This window comes from uncultured Amphritea sp., from assembly GCF_937127095.1.
Taxonomy (GTDB): domain Bacteria; phylum Pseudomonadota; class Gammaproteobacteria; order Pseudomonadales; family Balneatricaceae; genus Amphritea.
The window spans coordinates 1-19,418 of the sequence record NZ_CAKZLP010000083.1; the positions used below are offsets into that span (position 1 = coordinate 1).

The 19,418-nt window shown below is 49.7% G+C and carries 19 protein-coding genes and 1 riboswitch; of the genes, 13 read left to right on the forward strand and 6 right to left on the reverse strand.

Annotation, left to right across the window (positions count from 1 at the left end):
• Nucleotides 1–66 precede the first annotated feature (66 nt).
• From rpmG to thiC, 8 genes are all read left to right on the forward strand, one after another.
• Nucleotides 67–222, forward strand: coding sequence for a 50S ribosomal protein L33 (gene rpmG, locus Q0499_RS21500; protein WP_019622531.1), 156 nt, complete (start codon nucleotides 67–69; stop codon nucleotides 220–222).
• A 91-nt stretch (nucleotides 223–313) separates the two neighbouring features.
• Nucleotides 314–1,126 carry a bifunctional DNA-formamidopyrimidine glycosylase/DNA-(apurinic or apyrimidinic site) lyase gene (gene mutM, locus Q0499_RS21505; protein WP_299204307.1) on the forward strand — a complete coding sequence of 271 codons (813 nt, stop codon included), beginning with the start codon at nucleotides 314–316 and terminating at the stop codon, nucleotides 1,124–1,126.
• Nucleotides 1,126–2,034, forward strand: a complete 909-nt coding sequence (locus Q0499_RS21510) for an alpha/beta hydrolase (RefSeq protein WP_299204310.1) — start codon at nucleotides 1,126–1,128, stop codon at nucleotides 2,032–2,034. Before mutM ends, Q0499_RS21510 begins: the two co-directional genes overlap by 1 nt.
• Before the next feature lie 109 nt (nucleotides 2,035–2,143).
• On the forward strand, nucleotides 2,144–4,345 hold the full coding sequence (locus Q0499_RS21515) for an EAL domain-containing protein (RefSeq protein WP_299204313.1): 2,202 nt from the start codon (nucleotides 2,144–2,146) through the stop codon (nucleotides 4,343–4,345).
• 72 nt (nucleotides 4,346–4,417) lie between these two features.
• Nucleotides 4,418–4,951, forward strand: coding sequence for a phosphatase PAP2 family protein (locus tag Q0499_RS21520; protein ID WP_299204317.1), 534 nt, complete (start codon nucleotides 4,418–4,420; stop codon nucleotides 4,949–4,951).
• 45 nt (nucleotides 4,952–4,996) lie between these two features.
• A complete protein-coding gene (locus Q0499_RS21525) occupies nucleotides 4,997–6,049 on the forward strand; it encodes an MJ1255/VC2487 family glycosyltransferase (protein ID WP_299204320.1) in 1,053 nt (350 codons plus the stop codon).
• A gap of 667 nt (nucleotides 6,050–6,716) precedes the next feature.
• A riboswitch (TPP riboswitch) is annotated at nucleotides 6,717–6,826 on the forward strand.
• 48 nt (nucleotides 6,827–6,874) lie between these two features.
• A complete protein-coding gene (gene thiD, locus Q0499_RS21530; protein WP_299204326.1) occupies nucleotides 6,875–7,687 on the forward strand; it encodes a bifunctional hydroxymethylpyrimidine kinase/phosphomethylpyrimidine kinase in 813 nt (270 codons plus the stop codon).
• A 51-nt stretch (nucleotides 7,688–7,738) separates the two neighbouring features.
• Nucleotides 7,739–9,619: a phosphomethylpyrimidine synthase ThiC gene (gene thiC / locus Q0499_RS21535; protein ID WP_299204329.1), complete on the forward strand. Its 1,881-nt coding sequence runs from the start codon at nucleotides 7,739–7,741 to the stop codon at nucleotides 9,617–9,619.
• 38 nt (nucleotides 9,620–9,657) lie between these two features.
• On the opposite strand, the gene Q0499_RS21540 is transcribed toward thiC, so the two are convergent.
• The 3 genes from Q0499_RS21540 to Q0499_RS21550 form a co-directional block, all read right to left on the reverse strand.
• Complete coding sequence (locus Q0499_RS21540) at nucleotides 9,658–10,188, reverse strand: nucleoside 2-deoxyribosyltransferase (protein WP_299204332.1); 531 nt, start codon at nucleotides 10,186–10,188, stop codon at nucleotides 9,658–9,660.
• Nucleotide 10,189: 1 nt separating this feature from the next.
• The gene (locus Q0499_RS21545) at nucleotides 10,190–10,453 is read right to left on the reverse strand and encodes a DUF5062 family protein (protein ID WP_299204335.1); all 264 of its coding nucleotides are present in this window, start codon (nucleotides 10,451–10,453) and stop codon (nucleotides 10,190–10,192) included.
• A gap of 157 nt (nucleotides 10,454–10,610) precedes the next feature.
• Nucleotides 10,611–11,075, reverse strand: coding sequence for a YbaK/EbsC family protein (locus Q0499_RS21550; RefSeq protein WP_299204338.1), 465 nt, complete (start codon nucleotides 11,073–11,075; stop codon nucleotides 10,611–10,613).
• A 138-nt stretch (nucleotides 11,076–11,213) separates the two neighbouring features.
• On the opposite strand from Q0499_RS21550, the gene Q0499_RS21555 reads away from it, so the two are divergent.
• The gene (locus tag Q0499_RS21555; protein WP_299204341.1) at nucleotides 11,214–11,855 is read left to right on the forward strand and encodes an MBL fold metallo-hydrolase; all 642 of its coding nucleotides are present in this window, start codon (nucleotides 11,214–11,216) and stop codon (nucleotides 11,853–11,855) included.
• Nucleotides 11,856–11,894: 39 nt separating this feature from the next.
• Here Q0499_RS21555 and Q0499_RS21560 read toward each other — a convergent pair whose 3' ends face one another.
• A complete protein-coding gene (locus tag Q0499_RS21560) occupies nucleotides 11,895–12,503 on the reverse strand; it encodes a DUF502 domain-containing protein (protein WP_299204344.1) in 609 nt (202 codons plus the stop codon).
• A gap of 84 nt (nucleotides 12,504–12,587) precedes the next feature.
• Here Q0499_RS21560 and Q0499_RS21565 point away from each other — a divergent pair, with 84 nt between their 5' ends.
• Entirely contained in the window at nucleotides 12,588–12,824 is a 237-nt protein-coding gene (locus Q0499_RS21565; protein WP_299204347.1) for a hypothetical protein, read from the forward strand.
• A 23-nt stretch (nucleotides 12,825–12,847) separates the two neighbouring features.
• On the opposite strand, the gene zapE is transcribed toward Q0499_RS21565, so the two are convergent.
• The gene (gene zapE, locus Q0499_RS21570) at nucleotides 12,848–13,990 is read right to left on the reverse strand and encodes a cell division protein ZapE (RefSeq protein ID WP_299204349.1); all 1,143 of its coding nucleotides are present in this window, start codon (nucleotides 13,988–13,990) and stop codon (nucleotides 12,848–12,850) included.
• Nucleotides 13,991–14,082: 92 nt separating this feature from the next.
• Between zapE and Q0499_RS21575 the strand changes: the two genes are divergently transcribed.
• The gene (locus Q0499_RS21575; protein ID WP_299204351.1) at nucleotides 14,083–14,817 is read left to right on the forward strand and encodes a hypothetical protein; all 735 of its coding nucleotides are present in this window, start codon (nucleotides 14,083–14,085) and stop codon (nucleotides 14,815–14,817) included.
• 49 nt (nucleotides 14,818–14,866) lie between these two features.
• Here Q0499_RS21575 and pfkA read toward each other — a convergent pair whose 3' ends face one another.
• Entirely contained in the window at nucleotides 14,867–15,871 is a 1,005-nt protein-coding gene (gene pfkA, locus Q0499_RS21580; RefSeq protein ID WP_299204353.1) for a 6-phosphofructokinase, read from the reverse strand.
• Nucleotides 15,872–16,017: 146 nt separating this feature from the next.
• Between pfkA and aceK the strand changes: the two genes are divergently transcribed.
• Together aceK and Q0499_RS21590 are read left to right on the forward strand one after the other, a co-directional pair.
• The gene (gene aceK, locus Q0499_RS21585) at nucleotides 16,018–17,769 is read left to right on the forward strand and encodes a bifunctional isocitrate dehydrogenase kinase/phosphatase (RefSeq protein ID WP_299204355.1); all 1,752 of its coding nucleotides are present in this window, start codon (nucleotides 16,018–16,020) and stop codon (nucleotides 17,767–17,769) included.
• Between the two features lie 117 nt (nucleotides 17,770–17,886).
• On the forward strand, nucleotides 17,887–18,876 hold the full coding sequence (locus tag Q0499_RS21590; protein WP_299204358.1) for a TAXI family TRAP transporter solute-binding subunit: 990 nt from the start codon (nucleotides 17,887–17,889) through the stop codon (nucleotides 18,874–18,876).
• The last annotated feature ends 542 nt before the right edge of the window (nucleotides 18,877–19,418 follow it).

Below are 19,418 nucleotides of genomic sequence, written 5' to 3' on the forward strand. Positions count from 1 at the left end.
GAAAGGTATCGATGTTGTGCTGGCTGACGTTCGTAAGAACGGCATTAAAGTTTAAGGAGCACGATTATGCGCGATAAAATCAAGATGGTTTCTTCTGCTGGTACTGGTCACTTCTACACCACTACTAAGAACAAACGTACTACTCCTGACAAGCTGGAAATGAAGAAATTCGATCCAGTTGTTCGTCAGCATGTTATGTACAAAGAAGCTAAGATTAAGTAATAATCTGAGCTGATAATAAAAAAAACCCGGCTGGTCCGGGTTTTTTTGTGCCCAATCGGACTGTAACGTAATAATCTGAAGTTAGCTGAATATGCCGGAATTACCTGAAGTTGAAACAACGCGCCGTGGTATCGAGCCTCACATTGATGGACGGATAATCACTGCGCTGACGATTCGACAGCCTAAGCTGCGCTGGCCGATCCCCGATCAGCTATCACAGTGGGTAGTGGGTTGCCGCATCGGCTCTGTGACGCGACGGGGTAAATACCTGTTAATTAACCTGCCGGGTGGTTCGGTAATGATTCATCTGGGGATGTCTGGTAGTCTCTATATGGTGTCAGCCGATCAGCCGGCTGCTTTTCATGACCATGTTGATCTGGTTCTTGATAGTGGTATGGCGTTGCGGTTGACGGACCCGCGCCGGTTTGGCTCGGTATTGTGGCAGCCCGCAGGTGAGTCACATACGCTGCTGGAGTCACTTGGGCCTGAGCCGCTGAGCAATGGTTTTACCGCGGTTTATTTGCAGCAGTGTTGTGCCGGGCGCAAGCAGGCGATAAAACAGTTCATTATGAATAGCCATGTTGTCGTAGGTGTGGGTAATATCTATGCCAACGAAGCGCTGTTTAGTGCCGGTATTCACCCGAAAAGGGCTGCCGGGAATATATCTGCCGTCCGCCTCGAACGGCTGGTGGATGAGATAAAGGTGATACTGGCCCGCGCTATTACGCAGGGCGGTACCACCCTGAAAGATTTTGTCGGTGGTGATGGTAAGCCGGGATATTTTAAGCAACAACTGAATGTGTATGGTCGTGGCGGTGAACTTTGCCATCACTGTAAATCAACGCTGAAAGAGATTCGTCTTGGTCAGCGATCCACTGTCTACTGTCCGGAGTGTCAACACTAATGGGAATTCTTGAGCCGCTTTTAAAACCAACCCCAACTGGCGGTGAAGTCTGCCCAAGCAGGGAAGATCTGCAGCGGGCGCTGGGCAGTGAAACGTATCTCGCTAAACGTGAGACATTTCATGTCGGCGAGCTACCGATTCACTGTGAGATCTATGAGCACGGGATTGATTCTCCGGTTCTGATGTTTCTGCCGGGTATTGGCACTTACGGTGAACTCTATGCGGAGATGCTCTGGTCGCTTTCGCAGCTAGGTTTTAATGTTGTCGCTATTGATCCTCCGGGGCACGGATATTCCGGTGGTGAACGTGGGGTGTATAGCGTTGAGTCGGTGCAGGAATCTATCTCCCAGGTTATCGATGCGCTGGAGCAGCGGTATGATGGACCTTACTATATTTATGGTTACTCAATCGGCGCTTTGCTGGCCGTGGCCGCGGCGGAGAGTGATGAACGGATTACTAAGGTTGTGTGTGGCACCCTACTGACAACAGAAGTGCCACCGGACCTGTTTCATCTGCTTGGCTGGCAGTGGACCTGGGGCAGTGCGATGCTGTTTCCCGGGCTGCGCTTACCGCTGGCCTGGATGGTCGACTATGATCATCTGCTTGCGGGTCATCCGGCAGGTATGTTGATCAATCATGACCCGATGCTGGTATTGGATTATCCATTCAAAACACTGGCCAGTGTCTTTAGTCACAGAGCCGGAATTATGCAGCGTGAATATCCATTCCAACTGGCTCTGGTTCAGGGTGAGCAGGATGAGGTGTTGTCGGTTGGTTATAGTCGCCGGGTTGTCTATGAAGCGGTACAGCCGATTGAATTGATCACCGTGCCCGGAGAAGGGCATATGATGCCGCTCACAGCACCTCTTAAATTGGCAGGTATTATTGCTGACTGGCTGAATGCTTAGACGTTACTATCGTTTTAATCAAAGTTGACGCTAAGAATTGAGTATGACGACCGTTTTAAGGACGAAGTTTTTCCTGTTTAGTCTATTGACTCTGCTGCTTGTACAGTCAATGTCTGCAACTGCGGGGCTCACCCTGACCCGGGAAGAGTCCCTCTGGCTGGATCAGCATCGTGATTCTATCGCCGTTGGTGTTGCTGTCATCCCTCCCTATCTTTCCAATTACGCTACCGGGAATCGGGTTGAAGGGCTGTCGATGGACTATCTGCAGCTGATGGAAGCTGCCCTGGGCACAAAGTTTCAATATCAGGTATTTGAAAATTATAGCGCGATGATGGAAGCCGCTAAATTACGTTCTATTGATGTTGTGTTTGGTGTGACTAATACCGAGGCCCGCAGCCATTTTCTCAATTTCACCCCTGTTTACTCGCACCTTTCAAATAAAATATTCACGCGCAAAGGTAAGTTTAAACGTGCTGAGATGAGTGACTTTGCCGGTAAACGTTTTGCGGTTCCCCAGGGCACTGCGCTGGTTAACTATATCAGCAACAATTATCCGGATATTACCCTGATTCAGGTCCGTGATCTGCAGGAGGCTTTTTCTCTATTGGCAGTCGGTGAGGTTGATGGCGTCGGCTCCTATGCGTCTGCCGGGTACCTGTATACCGTGATGGAGGGAATAGACAATATCAGTATCGGCGGTAGTGTAGGGTTTGATTACCATATTTCGTTTGGTTCCAGAAATGATCAGCCCATCTTATCAAGGTTGTTGGAAAAGGCGCTTGAATCAGTAACGGTTGAACAAAAAAACGCGATTGAACGCCGTTGGGTACAACCTGAGGATAGTCAGCGGGTGGATATGGATACGCTTATCCACGGGGTCATTATTGCGGGATTTTGTTTGCTGCTGATTTTGTTGCTGATGGTGGTGCTCTGGAACCGCTCATTGAAACGGGAAGTTAACCATCGTAAAGAGGCCCAGAAGGAGGTGAGTTTTCTGGCCTATCATGATGAACTGACCGGTGCTTATAATCGCCAGTTTATGCTGGAAACGCTGGCAGAATATACCCGCTTGCCGAGCTCTGCAGATCAGACTACGTGTGTAATTTTGTTGGGGCTGGATAATTTCAGTCTGATTAATGAGTTTCACGGTCAGAAAATGGGTGATTATGTCCTTCAGAGGATGAGTGCCCGGTTGCAATCGCGGCTTAGTTGTGATGCCGTACTGTCCCGAACCGGCGGTGATGAGTTTACCGCGCTGCTTCGCCTGTCGGCTAACCGGGTTTCACTAAGTCATCTGGCTGACCGGCTGATTGCTGAGATTAGTCTGCCAATTGCTTATGGTGATCAGAGCTTTGCCCTGACGGCAACTGCGGGAATATCACTGCAGCAGGGTGAACAGGAAGATCCGCTGCGTCTGTTGGAACAGGCAGACCTGGCACTGCATGAGGCAAAGAAGAAAAACCCCGGTAGTCATCTGTTTTACGCCTCAGAGATGAGCGTTAAGTTGTTGGAAAATCAGCAGCTGCATGCGGCGTTAAGTGAGGCGCTGACAACGGAACAGTTTTTTCTCGAGTACCAGCCACAGGTTATGCTGGACAGCGGTAAAGTGATTGGCTTTGAAGCTCTGGCCCGCTGGGAGCATCCAGTTCTGGGGCGGGTTCCACCCGATAAATTTATCCCTCTGGCTGAACAGAATGGGTTGATCGTGACGCTGGGTGACCGGGTGTTGCTCCTGGCTTGTCAGCAGGGAAATCAATGGCTGAATCAGGGGCTCGAGTTTGAGCGAATAGCAGTCAACGTGTCTGTAAAACAATTTGTCGAAGCCGATTTTGCCAGTAAAGTACTGAATGCGCTTGAGCAAAGTGGATTGCCCCCTGAAAAACTGGAACTGGAGATTACCGAGTCGGTCTTTCTGGGAGACCGGGTTCTGGCAAAAGAGACCATGTGTAAGCTGACGAAGCTGGGGATCTGTTTCTCGATCGATGATTTTGGTACCGGCTTCTCATCACTGCTGTATCTGAAAGAGCTACCCGTATCTAAGCTGAAGCTTGATCAGGGGTTTATTCGCAGTATTACCCAGGACCATTCCAGCCTGCAGATTGTCAAAGCCTCGTTGCAGATGGGGCATGCGCTGAATATGGATGTGATTGCTGAGGGGATTGAGGATCGTGATGAACAGCAGCTGTTACAGGACCTCCACTGCGAGCAGGGGCAGGGTTATCTGTTCAGTCGCCCTCTTAACCCCCGCCTTATTACTGCTGAATTGTTGTTGCAAATAGAAGAAACCGTGGTGCCTGTCACTGAAGTTTAAATAGTTGTTAACCGCACTGTAATAGTTTTTAGAGCAAAATGTTGTCACCCAGCAAACATTTGGTTCTGAGCTATGAACGCACTACAGCAACGCATAGTCGCATTCGATGTCACACTGTACTATCTCTGTTTTGGTACCTGCAGATTACCGGTGATGCCAATCATCAGTCGTCTGATTTCAAAATTAGGGGATGGGGTTTTCTATCTCGTGACCGGTCTGTTGGTGGCCTGGTTAGAGCTTGAAAATGGCGTTAATTTTCTGCTCGCCGGGTTATTTGTGTTTGCGATTGAGCTGCCGGTGTATATCTTTTTAAAGAGGGCGATTAAACGGGATCGCCCTTGTGACCGATTTGCCGATGTGATTCCGCAGATCACGCCCTCTGATAAATTCAGTTTACCTTCAGGGCACGCAGCTGCCGCTTTTGTGTTTGCCTCGGTGCTGAGCTATTACTATCCCTCTTTGATGTTACCTGCCTATACGCTGGCGTCACTGATCGCGCTTGCCCGTGTGTTTCTGGGTGTCCATTATCCCACCGATATTCTGGCTGGAGCGGCTTTAGGTCTGATATCTGCGATTATCGGCTTGAATCTGATAGAGCTGTTCTAATCAATTCTTCCATCTTATATCAAAGCTCACGAGTCGGGATCTGCAATGAAAATACTGTATGGCGTTCAGACAACGGGCAATGGTCATATTACCCGTGCCAGAGTGATGGCGCCGGCTCTGGCGCAAGAGGGTATTGAGGTCGATTTTCTGTTTAGTGGCAGGCCGCCTGAAAAACTGTTTAATATGGAACCTTTTGGTGACTATCAGACTCGCCGTGGTCTCACCTTTACGGTGACCGATGGCAAGATTGATCGCTGGCGTAGCCTGACTCAGAATAATCTGATTCAGCTGATAAAGGATATAAAAGCGCTGGACCTGCAGCAGTATGATCTGATCATCAGTGACTTCGAACCGGTGACCGCCTGGGCCGCTAAATTACAGAAGAAGCCCTGTATCGGTATTGCTCATCAATATGCTTTCAGTTATCCGCTCCCCGGCCCGAGTATTGGCCGGGTAATGATGCCGATGATCCGATTCTTTGCGCCGGTTCAGCAGGGTATCGGATTGCACTGGCACCACTTTGATGGCCCGATATTGCCGCCGTTGATTGAGGCACAGCCTTATCCGATTACCGTTCAATCGGGAATGATTCTGGTCTATCTACCGTTTGAAAACCGGGAACAGATTCGCCAGTGGCTGTTACCGTTCAGTGATTATGAGTTTCATGTCTATTGTGATATTGATCAGCCAGAGGACGACGAACATATTCTCTGGCGACCGCTGTCCAGAGATGCATTCCGTCAGGCGCAGGCATGCTGTGATGGGGTGATCGCTAACTGTGGTTTTGGCTTAGCCAGTGAGGTATTACAGGCAGGCAAAAAGCTGCTGACGAAGCCGCTTACGGGTCAGCCTGAGCAGGTATCTAACGCCGCAGTACTTGAGTATCTGGGTCTGGCAGAGGTGTTTTCTGAGTTGGGCGCGGATCAGTTCTATCGCTGGGCGGGCCAGCGAGCCCCGGAGCCTGTCGCGTATCCTGATGTTGCTGCAGCGCTAGCCCGCTGGATACATGAGGGGTGTGATCAGAGTGCAGAAGAGCTTGCGCGGAAGCTTTGGCAGGGCGCTTTGACTGACCAGGTGGCCGAGCCGGTTATTAGTTAGTCGGTTACTAAATAGCCGGTAAGCAGGGTGACTGGTTGTAAAGAAAGGCCTCTGGCTTATAAATAAAGTCCATAAATACAGCCCATAAAAAAAGAGAGTGCTCAGTTCCCCTTGAGCACTCTCTTTTATTTTACTGGCCAGATGATCTGTCCCTGATCCGTTAACCCTGGTGAAATCTAATCAGCATCCTGCTGACGTCCCTGTTTCCCTTTTCACCTGTCGATCATCTTTGCCTGGTATGCCAGCCTTTTCTTCATCCGTGAAGACCATCGTTCCGTCAGAATCAGTATCCTATTTCAACCCTCTGGGAGCTATAGGAAAAAATCGTATTTTGCGTTGCAATATATTGGGTGCGTTTTTGGCGGAAATTAGGGCAAAAAAAGAGAGTACTTAGTTCCCCTTAAGTACTCTCTTCATATGGCATCCATTTTCCATGCGGCTAATCCAAGGCATCCCGCCAGCTATCCATGCTTCCTGTCCGCTTTTCCAGGCCATCCCCCCGTTCAGTCCCGAACGCCAAAACTTCCTGAAGCACATAGTGTTTGAATTACAGATAGGTGGATATAGGAAAAAGTCCTATTTTTTTTGCTTTGCACCAAAAGAGCCTTGCTGAAGGTCAATTTTTCGTCTGACGATGGACATGGGAGATAGTTGGACATAAACTAGGCAGATCTTGTCGGGGTGCCCATTGGGCTGAGAGTTGGTATGAAAGATGACCAATAACCCGCGAACCTGATCCGGTTAATACCGGCGTAGGAAATCGAGATAAACCGTTATACTGCCTTTGTCGTACCCGGTTTAGCTCATAATGCTGGACCGATACCGATGTCTGAAAGAAACATTCCTATTGCACTCACTATTGCTGGTTCTGACAGTGGTGGTGGTGCGGGTATTCAAGCTGATCTGAAAGCTTTTTCCGCTTTGGGCGTCTATGGTGCGTCTGTTATCACGGCTATTACTGCGCAGAATACCTGTGAAGTTCGGGCGATCCATCCTGTGCCTCTGCCGATGATCACGGCGCAGATCGGTGCGGTGTTTGATGATCTCAGGGTTGCGGCGGTGAAAACAGGCATGCTCGGTGATGCAGATACCGTCGCTTGTGTTGCCGCCAGCCTTGAGCAGTATAAACCCGCATATCTGGTTGTCGATCCGGTGATGGTGGCAAAAAGCGGAGACGCTTTATTGCTGGCAAGCGCTGTGGAAATGTTGAAAACCCGCCTCATCCCCTTAGCCTCTCTGATTACCCCTAATCTTCCTGAAGCAGCCATATTGCTTGACTGTGCTGAACCAACCACGGTTGCGCAGATGGAAACGATGGCGGAGCAACTGCTGAGTCTGGGATCCGGCGCGGTATTGTTAAAAGGCGGGCACCTTGAGGGTTCCGCTGAGGCCATCGACCTGCTCTGTGATGGTGATCAGATCTATCCGTTTAGTTCTCCCAGGATCGCGACCCGGAATACCCATGGTACCGGGTGTACGCTGGCATCGGCGATTGCCGCCGGGTTGGCTTCCGGGTTGAGCCTCTGCGAGGCGGTGCAACAGGCAAAAGATTATATCTCTGCGGCTATAGCCGCAGCAGACAGGTTACAGGTGGGGCATGGGCATGGGCCGGTGCATCATTTTTATCGATATTGGTAACCGGCTTCAGTCGGAACCGTATAAGAAAAAACTCAAGACGCAGGTAATATTATGACCGATAGTCAGACAGTTCTAAGTCACAGTGCACAGGTTGATGAAGCTTCTGTTCAGCCATTTCCTAACTCCCGTAAGGTGTATGTCGAGGGCTCACGTCCTGATGTCCGGGTGCCGATGCGTGAGATCTCCCTTGCGGATACCCCTACCGATATGGGGGGGGAGAAAAACGATCCCCTGTATGTGTATGATACATCCGGCCCTTACAGTGATCCGGAGGCTAACATTGATGTCCGTAAAGGTCTCGAACCGTTGCGTGCGGGCTGGATTGAGGAGCGTGGCGATACGGTGCAACTGGATGGTCTGAGTTCAGAGTATGGCCGTGCCCGTGAGCAGGACCTGCGCCTGGATAATCTGCGTTTTGAATTGACTCGCAAGCCGCTGAAAGCTAAGCCCGGTAGTAATGTTTCCCAGCTGCACTATGCCCGCAAAGGCATTATTACCCCGGAGATGGAATTTATCGCCATCCGCGAAAATATGAAGCTGGCGAAGGCGCGTGCAGAGGGTAATATTGTTGCCCAGCAACACCCGGGGCATAGTTTTGGCGCTAAACTTCCCGATGAGATCACCCCTGAATTTGTGCGTCAGGAAGTGGCTGAGGGACGGGCAATTATCCCTGCGAATATTAATCACCCTGAAATCGAGCCGATGATTATTGGCCGCAACTTTCTGGTCAAAATCAACGGCAATATCGGTAACTCCGCGCTGACCTCTTCGATTGAAGAGGAAGTGGAGAAGATGACCTGGGGGATTCGCTGGGGTTCGGACACCATTATGGATCTGTCTACGGGTAAGAATATCCATGAAACCCGTGAATGGATTCTGCGTAACTCTCCGGTGCCTATCGGTACCGTCCCCATCTATCAGGCGCTGGAAAAAGTTAATGGTGTCGCTGAAGACCTTAACTGGGAAGTGTTTCGCGATACGCTGATTGAGCAGGCTGAACAGGGTGTCGACTACTTCACTATCCATGCAGGTGTACTGCTGCGCTATGTACCGATGACCGCTAAACGGATGACCGGTATTGTCTCCCGTGGCGGATCTATCATGGCGAAATGGTGTCTGGCACATCACGAAGAGAACTTCCTCTACACCCACTTTGAAGATATCTGCGAGATCTGTAAGGCTTACGATGTATCGTTCTCTCTGGGTGATGGTTTGCGTCCCGGGTCTGTTTACGATGCCAACGATGAAGCGCAGTTTTCTGAACTGGAAACCCTCGGTGAACTGACGAAGATCGCCTGGAAGCACGATGTACAGGTGATGATCGAAGGCCCTGGGCATGTGCCGATGCACATGATCAAAGAGAATATGGATAAGCAGCTGACCGAGTGTCATGAAGCGCCGTTCTATACCCTGGGGCCACTGACGACCGATATCGCACCGGGTTACGACCATATTACCTCCGGTATCGGCGCGGCGATGATCGGTTGGTACGGCTGTGCGATGCTCTGTTATGTCACGCCAAAAGAGCATCTGGGTCTGCCTAACAAAGACGATGTGAAGACCGGTATTATTACTTACAAGATCGCGGCCCATGCTGCCGATCTGGCAAAAGGTCATCCGGGCGCACAGATCCGTGATAACGCGATGTCGAAGGCGCGCTTTGAATTCCGCTGGGAAGATCAGTTTAATATTGGTCTGGATCCGGACACTGCCCGTGCGTACCACGATGAAACCCTGCCGAAGGAATCTGCAAAGGTGGCGCACTTCTGTTCTATGTGCGGTCCTAAGTTCTGTTCAATGAAGATCTCTCAGGAGGTACGTAACCTGGATGAAGCTCAGGTCGCCGCCATACAGGCTGCTGCAGATCAAGGGATGCAGGAGAAGTCGCAGGAGTTTAAAGAGAGCGGCGCTGAGATCTATCATAAGGTGTAAGCGTTAACACCGTTCGCGTTTTAAAAAAGCCGCTGACATTAGCGGCTTTTCTCTATCTGCTGTAACACTTTCTCAAACACGGTCAGGTGGTTGTGCAGATTTTCCGGTAGCGATTCTGCAATCAACCCACCTCGTTGATCTGCAGCGCCCACCATCATCAGATTATCGGTCATGGCGAAAGACTCGATGCTAAAACCCTCCGCATCGGTGTCATCGCCTTCAACCCGGTCACTGTATAGGCGGCCATCGAGGGAATAGCCCCACACAGACTTTTTCTGTGCGGCCATATAGCCCATCTCAAACGCGGTGCCTACATCCATGCTGGGGCCTCTGAAAGGCGTCATGTTTGCGATGGTCAGATCACTCTGGTTCATCAGCTCAATATTTGCCTGATAGATTTTGAGGCCTGCTGAATAGGGGGATAACTGTGACAGATCCAGTGCGTTATCCAGCGGGAAGTGACCGCTAAAACCGTATTGCTGGCACAGTCGTTTTTTCGCCGCGCCCAGTTCGGTCGCGTTGGGCCAGAAGACATCCGGACCTGCCAGGTAGATTGATAGCTGTGGCATCTCACTCTTCCAGCAGAGGGTGACCTTTGGGTAACTGACGGCTGATCCACAGGGCCAGTTTGTGTTTCATGTTGGGTTCGTTTTCCTCGCCTTTTGCGAGTGGCTGAATCAATTTATCCAGCACCAGTAAAAGGTAGATCGCCTTGATTTTATCGCTGGCACTGTCGGTTGCTTCAATCTGCCCGGCACCCCGTTTTTCCATATAGACACCGCCAATGCGAATCGCCTCTTTGACCAGTTCAGCTTCATGCTTTAGCTTTTTCATCGCTCTCTCCAACAGCTCTTATAGGGAATTGGCTGCCACTATCGCATAGCTGCCGGAGCGGGGTAAATATAATAAAGGAGATTTTATCGGGATGGCATGGCCACCCCGACAGCGCTTTGATCAAGTCAGTGCTTGGATCGCGCTGAACCTGCAGGGTTTAGTGGCTGATTATTCCATGGGGTTTTTCTGACATCACCTGTTTGAAGGTGGATTGAGAGAAACAGAGAAGATCCTGATGGTCTCCGGCTTCCATATAACAATCGGGTTCATCCGCCAGGTGATCATCCCAGATTACAGGCATGTTATAGGCTTGTCCCAGGGCAGGGACGGCACCGCTGTTGCAGTCTCTGAAGAGAATTTTCACATCCCGCTGGGCGGCCGGGGATAACATGCGCCCCATTTGCTGGTTGATAGCATGCAGATCAACCCGTCGGTCGGACGGCACAACGGCCATCATGAAGCCTTCGTCATCTCTGAGCACCACCCCTTTTGCCATTCGACGAGCGGGAACATGGGCCGATATGGCTGATCTGAGCGAAGTTTCTGCATAGGGGTGACGCAGCAGACGGTAGGGGATGTCCCCCTGGTTGAGAAATTTTTGTACAGTGGGAGATACAGACATCTAAATAACCTCCTGACAGTGTTAATTGTCTTTCCTGAAGTCTGTTGCCGACCAGTTTTGATAACCCGTCTGGCATATCGAAGGATAGTTCAGAAATAGGTATACTGCGGGATCACTTTGCAATTACACGGCGTCATTATGAAATACAGTATTATTCCTGTTACCCCATTTCAGCAGAACTGCACGCTGTTGTGGTGTGAAACCTCTAAAAAAGCAGCGATTGTTGATCCGGGTGGTGATATTGCAAAGGTGATGGCGAAACTGGATGAGCTGGGGCTGCAGTTGGAAAAAGTCCTGCTCACTCACGCTCATATCGATCATGCGGGGGGCACGGCGGAACTGGTTAAGCTAACGGGGGTGCCGATAGAAGGGCCCCATAGCGGAGATCAGTTTTGGATCGACGGATTGCCGCAGCAAAGTCAGATGTTTGGTTTTCCTCAGGTGGAGATATTCACCCCGGATCGCTGGTTGGAGGATGGTGACGCGGTGACGGTGGGTCATGAGACACTCGAAGTGCTGCACTGCCCCGGACATACGCCGGGTCATGTGGTGTTTTACAGTCCGGAGAGTCAGTTGGCTCAAGTGGGTGACGTATTGTTTCAGGGCTCAATAGGCCGTACTGACTTCCCTCAGGGGGATCACGCCACACTGATCCGCTCTATCCGCGAGAAGCTTTTTCCGTTGGGCGATACGGTGGCGTTCATACCCGGACATGGTCCGATGTCCACCTTTGGCCAGGAACGCAAAACCAACCCCTTCGTCAGCGACTCCCGCGGTTAGACAGGGATTGTAATAGCGATCAGGCCGGTGGGTAAGTCGTCAGACTGCTTTGTCCGGTGTCACAGACACTCCACCACTGACGATAAAAGTGGTGACTTTACCGGCACTGACATCCATAGGAAAAACCTGATCGCGGGGTACGATGATCAGGTTGCCGGAAAAGTTATAGGAGTCTGGCAGATAGACAGATACATCGTCACTGAGGCCAAATCCATTCAGATCTTCGCAGGTCAGAAACCCCATCACCTTAATCGTCTTTTCCTTGTTCAGATAAACCAACACCGGCTTGCTAAAGCTTTTCTGGTCACCTAACAGTGCCTGGAACAGATCTTTCAGTGAGTTGTAGAGCAGCTTTACCAAAGGGATTCTTTCCATCAGTGCACCGATGATGTTCATCAGAAAACGGGTTAGATAGAGAGAGCCTGCAATACCGGTCAGGGTAATAATGGTTACCGTCAGCAGTATGCCTAGCAGAGTTTCAGTCCAACCTGGCTGAAGACCGGGGATGAAGTAACTGATAAGTGAGCCCACCGCCGAAAACAGCGTCTCATCCAGTGCGGTAAAAATCAGAAAAACCAGATAGATCGTCAGCACAAATGGCAGCAGAATCAGTAAGCCCTGGAAGAAAAAACGCAACGCAGTCTTCATGAAAATTATTCCTGTTGAACCCCGGTTATAACGGTTAGCTCAGCTATAATTAAGCCCATGCATCACTTGATGTGGAGGCGCTTGATGAATCAGATCAACTATGGTGATTATCTTATTACCGCACTGGTCAGATATATGGGTGATAACCGCTGGATACTTGAGCCCAAAATTTATCACAAGGACCCTAAAGATACGATTTTTCATAACGTTGGTGATCTTGAAGCGGTGCCTGAAAATCAGGTTATTGCCGCCTCTGAAGATGAAGCGATCCGCCAGTGTTTTGAGCTGGGTAAGTTAGTCGTCGATGCGGATCTCCACTAAGCGTTGTTCCCGTTATGTAATACTCAGCCTATCGGTGCCCGTTGCTGATACTCCAGTGATTGCATCTCTGTCAGGCGGCTAAAAGTACGGGCAAATTCAAAGATCAGGCTGCCTTCCATATAGAGTTGCTCCAGCGGAACTTCAACGCTGAGGAAAAGATTAACTCCCCGGTCGTAAAGCTCATCGACCAGGCTGATAAAACGTCGCGCCGGGTCGTCCATGCTGCCTAACAGTACCTGCCGCTCTCCAGCTTTTACCGCTTCACTGCCATCTTCGGTTCCCCGGGCCTTTATCTGCTCCCGGCTGCGACTGCCCAGCAAAGGTACCTGACTGACAAAGATATGGCTGAAACGGTTCGCCAGATCGATGTAATCCATCTGACTGCGAGCACCCATACAGAGCTGTTCAAAATCGAACCAGATACAGTTGGCGCTGACCGCTCTGACCGGAATAGGGCGTTGTAATACTAACACTTCATCTGCACGGGGAGGCTCGCTGCTGATCGCTTTATAGCACCTGGCTAACCGCTGTTCATGATCAGCGCTCGTATCGTTGTCCGGATGAAAGATGCAGGGGGCAGGCGTAAGGGCGCGCAGCCGGTGATCAGTCGTTCCGATGAGGTTGAACACTCTCATCTCCTGCTGGATCATTTTTATAATCGGTTTGACCCGATCCTCAAATAACGGGTCTTTACAGAGCTTTTCCGGTGGACGGTTTGAGGTGGTAATCAGAATCACCCCCCGCCTGATAAGTGCTTTCGTCAGTTTTCCCAGAATCATTGCATCGGCGATATCATTGAGAAAAAATTCGTCAAAGCAGATCAGTCGGTAACGGCGGGCAAGGTTAGCGGCGATTAGTTCAAGCGGGTCTGCCTGACCCTGAAGTTCACGCAGCTGCTGGTGGATCCGGGCCATAAAACGATGAAAGTGATAACGCAGCGCTGCGGTGTCAGGCAGGTGCGCAAACAACAGATCCATTAGAAAAGTTTTTCCTCGACCGACCGGCCCCCAGATATAGATTCCCGCCGGTATAGCAGTGTGCGCTCCGTTCTGCAGGGATTGATAGACATGGTTCAGCTGTTCCACCAGTAACAACTGGTTCGAGTCTGGCTGATAGCCGTTGCTGGAAATCGCCTGATGGTAAATGTTGATAAAATCGTTATGCATCACTGAGGTTCCGTTGCTGACAGGCGTATGATAATGGTTTTACCCGGGTCAGAGATAGGTTAATCTTCCTGCCTCTGACGCAGGGGGAATGCATGGTAAACAGTTTTCAGTCGCTGGTGATCGGCTCGATGCCTGATGAGCAGCAGCGTATCAGTGAAGTACTTGAGGCGGGTGTAGAACAACCTCAGGTGTTGTTTTGGCAGTACGATCAGGCTGCGGTCATTATGGGATGTTCACAACGGCCGGATGAGGGACAAATGCAACGTGCAGAGCGCGCGGGGCTGGCTTTGCTTCGGCGTCGGTCTGGTGGCGGTGCGGTGTTGGCCGGTCCGTGGATGCTGAGTGTGACGGTCTTTATTCCCCCGGACCATCCGGTAGCAAAACAAAATATTATTGAAATTTTTTCCTGGCTGGAACAGATCTGGATCGATACCTTGCATGCCTGTGGTGTGCCCTGTAAAGGGGTTGATCAGGTTATGATCGACCACTCTAAAGTGGTGAGTCAGCAGCAGGAGTTGAAATGGGCCTGCTATGCGGCACTCTCACATGGAGAGGTTGTTAGCGAAGATGGTCGGAAGCTGGTGGGCTTAGCGCAGATCCGCAAGCGCAAAGGTGTTGCTCTGGTGAGTGGTCTGCATCTTTACCCCTCAGACTGGAGTCAGCTGAGTGCGGTCGTTGTGGATAACACTCAGCAAGGCAGTGCACTTGAACAGCTGAACAGTGATGCGCAGAGTTTGTCCGGCCGAAATGCGGAAACGCTTCTTCCTGACGTGATTAAAGCGTTTGCAGCGCGGCTGCCTGATGATTTCATCCAGAAAACCGATTAAACGGTTATCTGGACGAGTATCCCGACAGGGTTGAGCATTCCTGTCTCGTTTACTTATGTAACAGCTGGGCCAGCTCAACCAGTTGTGGGTTTAGCGGCTTTCTCTTCTCCATAACGTCTAATAAGGGCGTTGTAGTGATCTTGCTGTTGATCATGCCGACCATAATGTCGGTAAAGCCCGCCAACAGGTAAGTGACTGCTGCTGCGCCAAGGCATGATGCCAGCACCCGGTCGTGACCGGTGGGTCTGCCTCCCCGTTGAATGTGACCCAGTATACACACTCCCGGTTTTTCCCCATGGGTTTCCAACTGATTGGCCAGACGGTAAGTCAGGCCGGGTCTGGGGCCTTCCGCGACGACAATGATTCCGCTACTTCCACGGCCTTCTGCTCGCTGATTGGCCAGCGAGAAACTCAGAGCGGCTAGCTTAAAATCAATTTCAGGCACAATAATCATCTCAGCACCGCAGGCAACACCGACCTGGGATGCGATATGGCCAGAGTTTCGTCCCATCACTTCAACCAGAAATATCCGTTCATGGGATACCGCGGTATCGCGAATCTTATCGATCGCCTCGAGTGCGGTGTTGAGTGCCGTATCGAAACCGATAGTATCCTCGGTACCATAAATATCATTATCAATAGTGCCGGGTAAGCCTACTACGGGAATGCCTGTTTCATGGGTCAGCAGGTGTGCACCCGTCAGTGAACCGTCTCCGCCAATAACAATCAGCCCGCCAATACCGTGCTCTTTAAGAATTTCAGCGGCCTGATTGCGCACCATCGGATCTTTAAATGCCTCACAGCGGTCACTTTTCAGAATGGTACCGCCTCGCTGGACAATATTAGTGACATCACCGCTTTTTAGCTCAGAGATGTCGCCAATGATAAGCCCGCTATAACCCTTGTTAATGCCGAAAACTTTCACGCCCTGATTGAGCGCTGCCCGGGTAACACTGCGAATCGCTGGGTTCATCCCGGGCGAGTCGCCACCGCTGGTCATAACCGCTATCGCTTTTATATCGCTGTTTTTCTCTAAATCGGGGAGGCGGTACATAGCTGAGTTCCACGCAGTTTAATTTCTTTTAATATTAAGCAGATAAAGATATTAGACAACTGTTTTTCGTAAGCTTGAAATCTGAATTCTGGTAACGCGTGATAATCACTGCTAAACAATATACAGATCACAGTAGCAGCAGAGAGATGATGAAACGAGGCGGTGCAGAGTGGATAGCCCAACTGATACGTGTGGGCTTTAATGATTACAGAAAACAGTTCAAGGCGATTACTCGCCAGGCTAAGCCCTGTTTTGAAGCTGCCGAGTGGGCGGCAATTCAATGCCTGGCCGCTGAAAGAATCGATCTGTATGACGTGATGGTTGATCAGATAGGTCATCAGATCAGGGCTGCCATACATGATGTATCCGATCCAGAGCTGTGGATCTCGGTTAAAGCGCACTATATAAGGCTTATCGTTCTCCGTGATGATGCTGAATTGGGTGAGACTTTCTATAACTCGGTCTATTGTCGGTTGTCTGACCATCGTCAGATTACCGACCAGTTGATGTTTATTCAGTCCCAAATTGGAACGTCATCACTACACAGAGAGCATAGAACCGATCATATTTACCGTAGCTACACCCTCAAAGAGGGCTTGGTTGCCTGCCTTAATCGCCTGCTGGATGATTATCAATTTTCCATACCCTGGGAAAATAAACGCAGGGATATCAGAAATCTGCTGCGATACATCCGGATTCACTTGTCAGCAGATATTGTCGCGGGGGATAACACTGTTATCCAGGTGATACGGGCTATTTTTTATCGCAATAAAGGGGCTTATATCGTGGGTCGGGTAAATTTCGATGATCAGTCGATGCCATTTATACTGCCCGTTCTGAACAATGAACAAGGTGGCGTATTCATCGATACCGCCCTGACGGATGAGAATGATGTGTCAATCGTATTTAGTTTTACCCGGGCGTATTTCCTTGTGGATGTTGATGTGCCAGCAGAACTTATTGGTTTCTTGCACTCGCTGATTCCTCTGAAATCAATCGCAGAGCTCTATAACTCTATTGGCTTTTACAAACAGGGGAAGGCAGAGTTTTACCGCAGTTTTATCGATCATCTGGACCGGTCATCAGACCCGTTTGAGATTGCCCCCGGTACGAAGGGGATGGTGATGATGGTGTTTACCCTGCCATCCTATCCGGTGGTATTTAAAATAATAAAAGACCGGTTTTCGTCGTCGAAACAGATCACCCGGGAGGGGGTTATCAGTAAGTATCAATTGGTGAAGCGACATGACCGTGCGGGTCGAATGGCGGATACTCAGGAGTTTATAAATCTGTCGCTACCTCGTGAACGTTTTTCTGAGGCTCTGTTGAAGGAGCTGCAGGAGGTGGCGGTAACTTCAATCGATATCGGTAAAGATGAGGTGCTAATAAGACACGTATGGAGCGAGCGGCGCATGATCCCGTTGAATATCTACCTGGATGAGATGTTGCGTCAGGATAATGAGCAGGCAGTGTTCCTGGCTATCAATGAATTTGGTAAGTGCATTAAAGAGCTAGCTGCAGCGAACATTTTTGCCGGTGATATGCTGTTTAAAAATTTCGGTGTTACCCGTCATGGCCGGGTGGTGTTTTACGACTATGACGAGATTTGTTATCTGACGGAGTGTCACTTCCGATCAATCCCCGAACCTTTATATCCGGAGCAAGAGCTAGCTGCAGAACCCTGGTATTCGGTTTCCGCTAACGATGTCTTCCCTGAAGAGTTTTCGTTGCTAACGGCCTGTGATTGCGACGTTCGCAAGGTTTTTAACCAACTGCATGGTGATCTGCTTGACCCAACCTGGTGGATAAATATGCAAAGCCAGGTAAGTCAGGGAGCGATCATTGATCTGTTTCCTTATCGAAAACTGTGCCGCTTTGACAGAGAAGTCCCTATATAAGTTGCTGTTACTGCATGGGTTGTGATATCTGTACGGGCTGTAATGTTATGTCCTGCAATTGTAGTTATAATCGGTTGAATATCCGGTTTATTTTATAAAAGTTCAAAGGAGTGGAATATGGCTTTTCGCAACACTATAACCTCAATGGTTATCGCTTTTGGGGTGTGCGTGGTATCGATGGGCGCCAGTGCAGGAGAACCCGTTCCGGTGAAAGAGGTCGTTACTGTTGGCACCGGTGGTGTAACCGGCGTGTATTACCCAACCGGCGGTGCCATTTGTCGATTGGTTAATAAAAGCCGTGTAGATCATGGTATTCGTTGTTCAACAGAGAGTACTGCAGGCTCAGTTGCAAACCTCGAACTTATAGCCAGTAAGGATATTAATTTCGGTATAGCCCAGTCTGACTGGTTGTCTCATGCTCATACTGGCAGTAGTAAGTTTACAAAAGCGGGTCCTGATAATGATCTCAGAGTGGTTTTTTCCCTCCATTCAGAACCTTTTACAGTGTTGGCCCGTGCCGATAGTGGTATTAAAACGATTGATGATATTAAGGGTAAAAGAGTCAATCTTGGTGTACAGGGAACCGGGCAGCGCGGCACTCTGGAAGCCTTGATGCAAGCAAAGGGCTGGGCTAAAAAAGACTTTGCTTATGCGGCAGAGCTGAACGCGTCAGAGCAAGCCAGTGCTCTATGTGCTGGTGATCTTGATGTCATGATCTATATGATCGGCCACCCAAGTGGTGCAATTAAAGAAGCAACAACCACGTGCGATGCTGTACTGGTTGATGTGACAGGCCCAGTTATTGATAAGCTGGTTGCTGATAATAGTTATTATCGACATGCGACGATACCTGGGGGCATTTATCGCGGTAATGAGCAGGTCACTAAGAGTTTTGGTGTAGAAAGTGTATTAGTTTCATCAGTAAATACATCTGAAGAGGTGGTGTATGAGGTGGTTAAAGCGGTGTTCGAAAACTTCGATACTTTCCGCAAGCTTCATCCCGCTTTGGCTAATCTGCAAAAAGAAGAGATGGTTGAAGAAACAGGTAATGAACCGCTTCACCCGGGCGCTATAAAATATTTCAAAGAGGCAGGTTTGATTAAGTAAAACTTTAGACCACCGCTTCGCGGCTCGCTAGACGCTTCGCTTTTTAAGAGTTAGACGTTGCTTCGCAACTTGCTAGTGGTTAGAACGGAAACTGCGTTTCCTCGCTAGAACAAGCAAAACATAAAAACCGCCGCAAGGCGGTTTTTATGTTTAAGGCTGAATATTTTTTGATTTTTCGGACTTTGCTTACGAAGCAGGTTGTCACAAGACCGATAAAGAAGGCTCTGCTAACCACTAGCAAGCGAAGCGTCTAGCAGCGGCGCAGCCGCGTTCTAGTCACTTGCTGTTAAAAACTCCAATATTCTTCATCAAATTGAAACTTTTTTCGCATCCCCCTGTTGACTCCGCCGCCTCAGAATGTAGAATGCGCTCCTCGCTTGAGACAGCCACCGAAAACGGTCACTGAAGCAAGTCGAGCTGTTAAGTTTAACGCCTTGATAACACAGAGTTAAATCTGTTAATTGAGTCGGAATAACGAAACAGGAAGCCGATCAGGCGGTTTGAAAATTTGCTAAAAATTCTCAAACAAAATGGTTGACTTC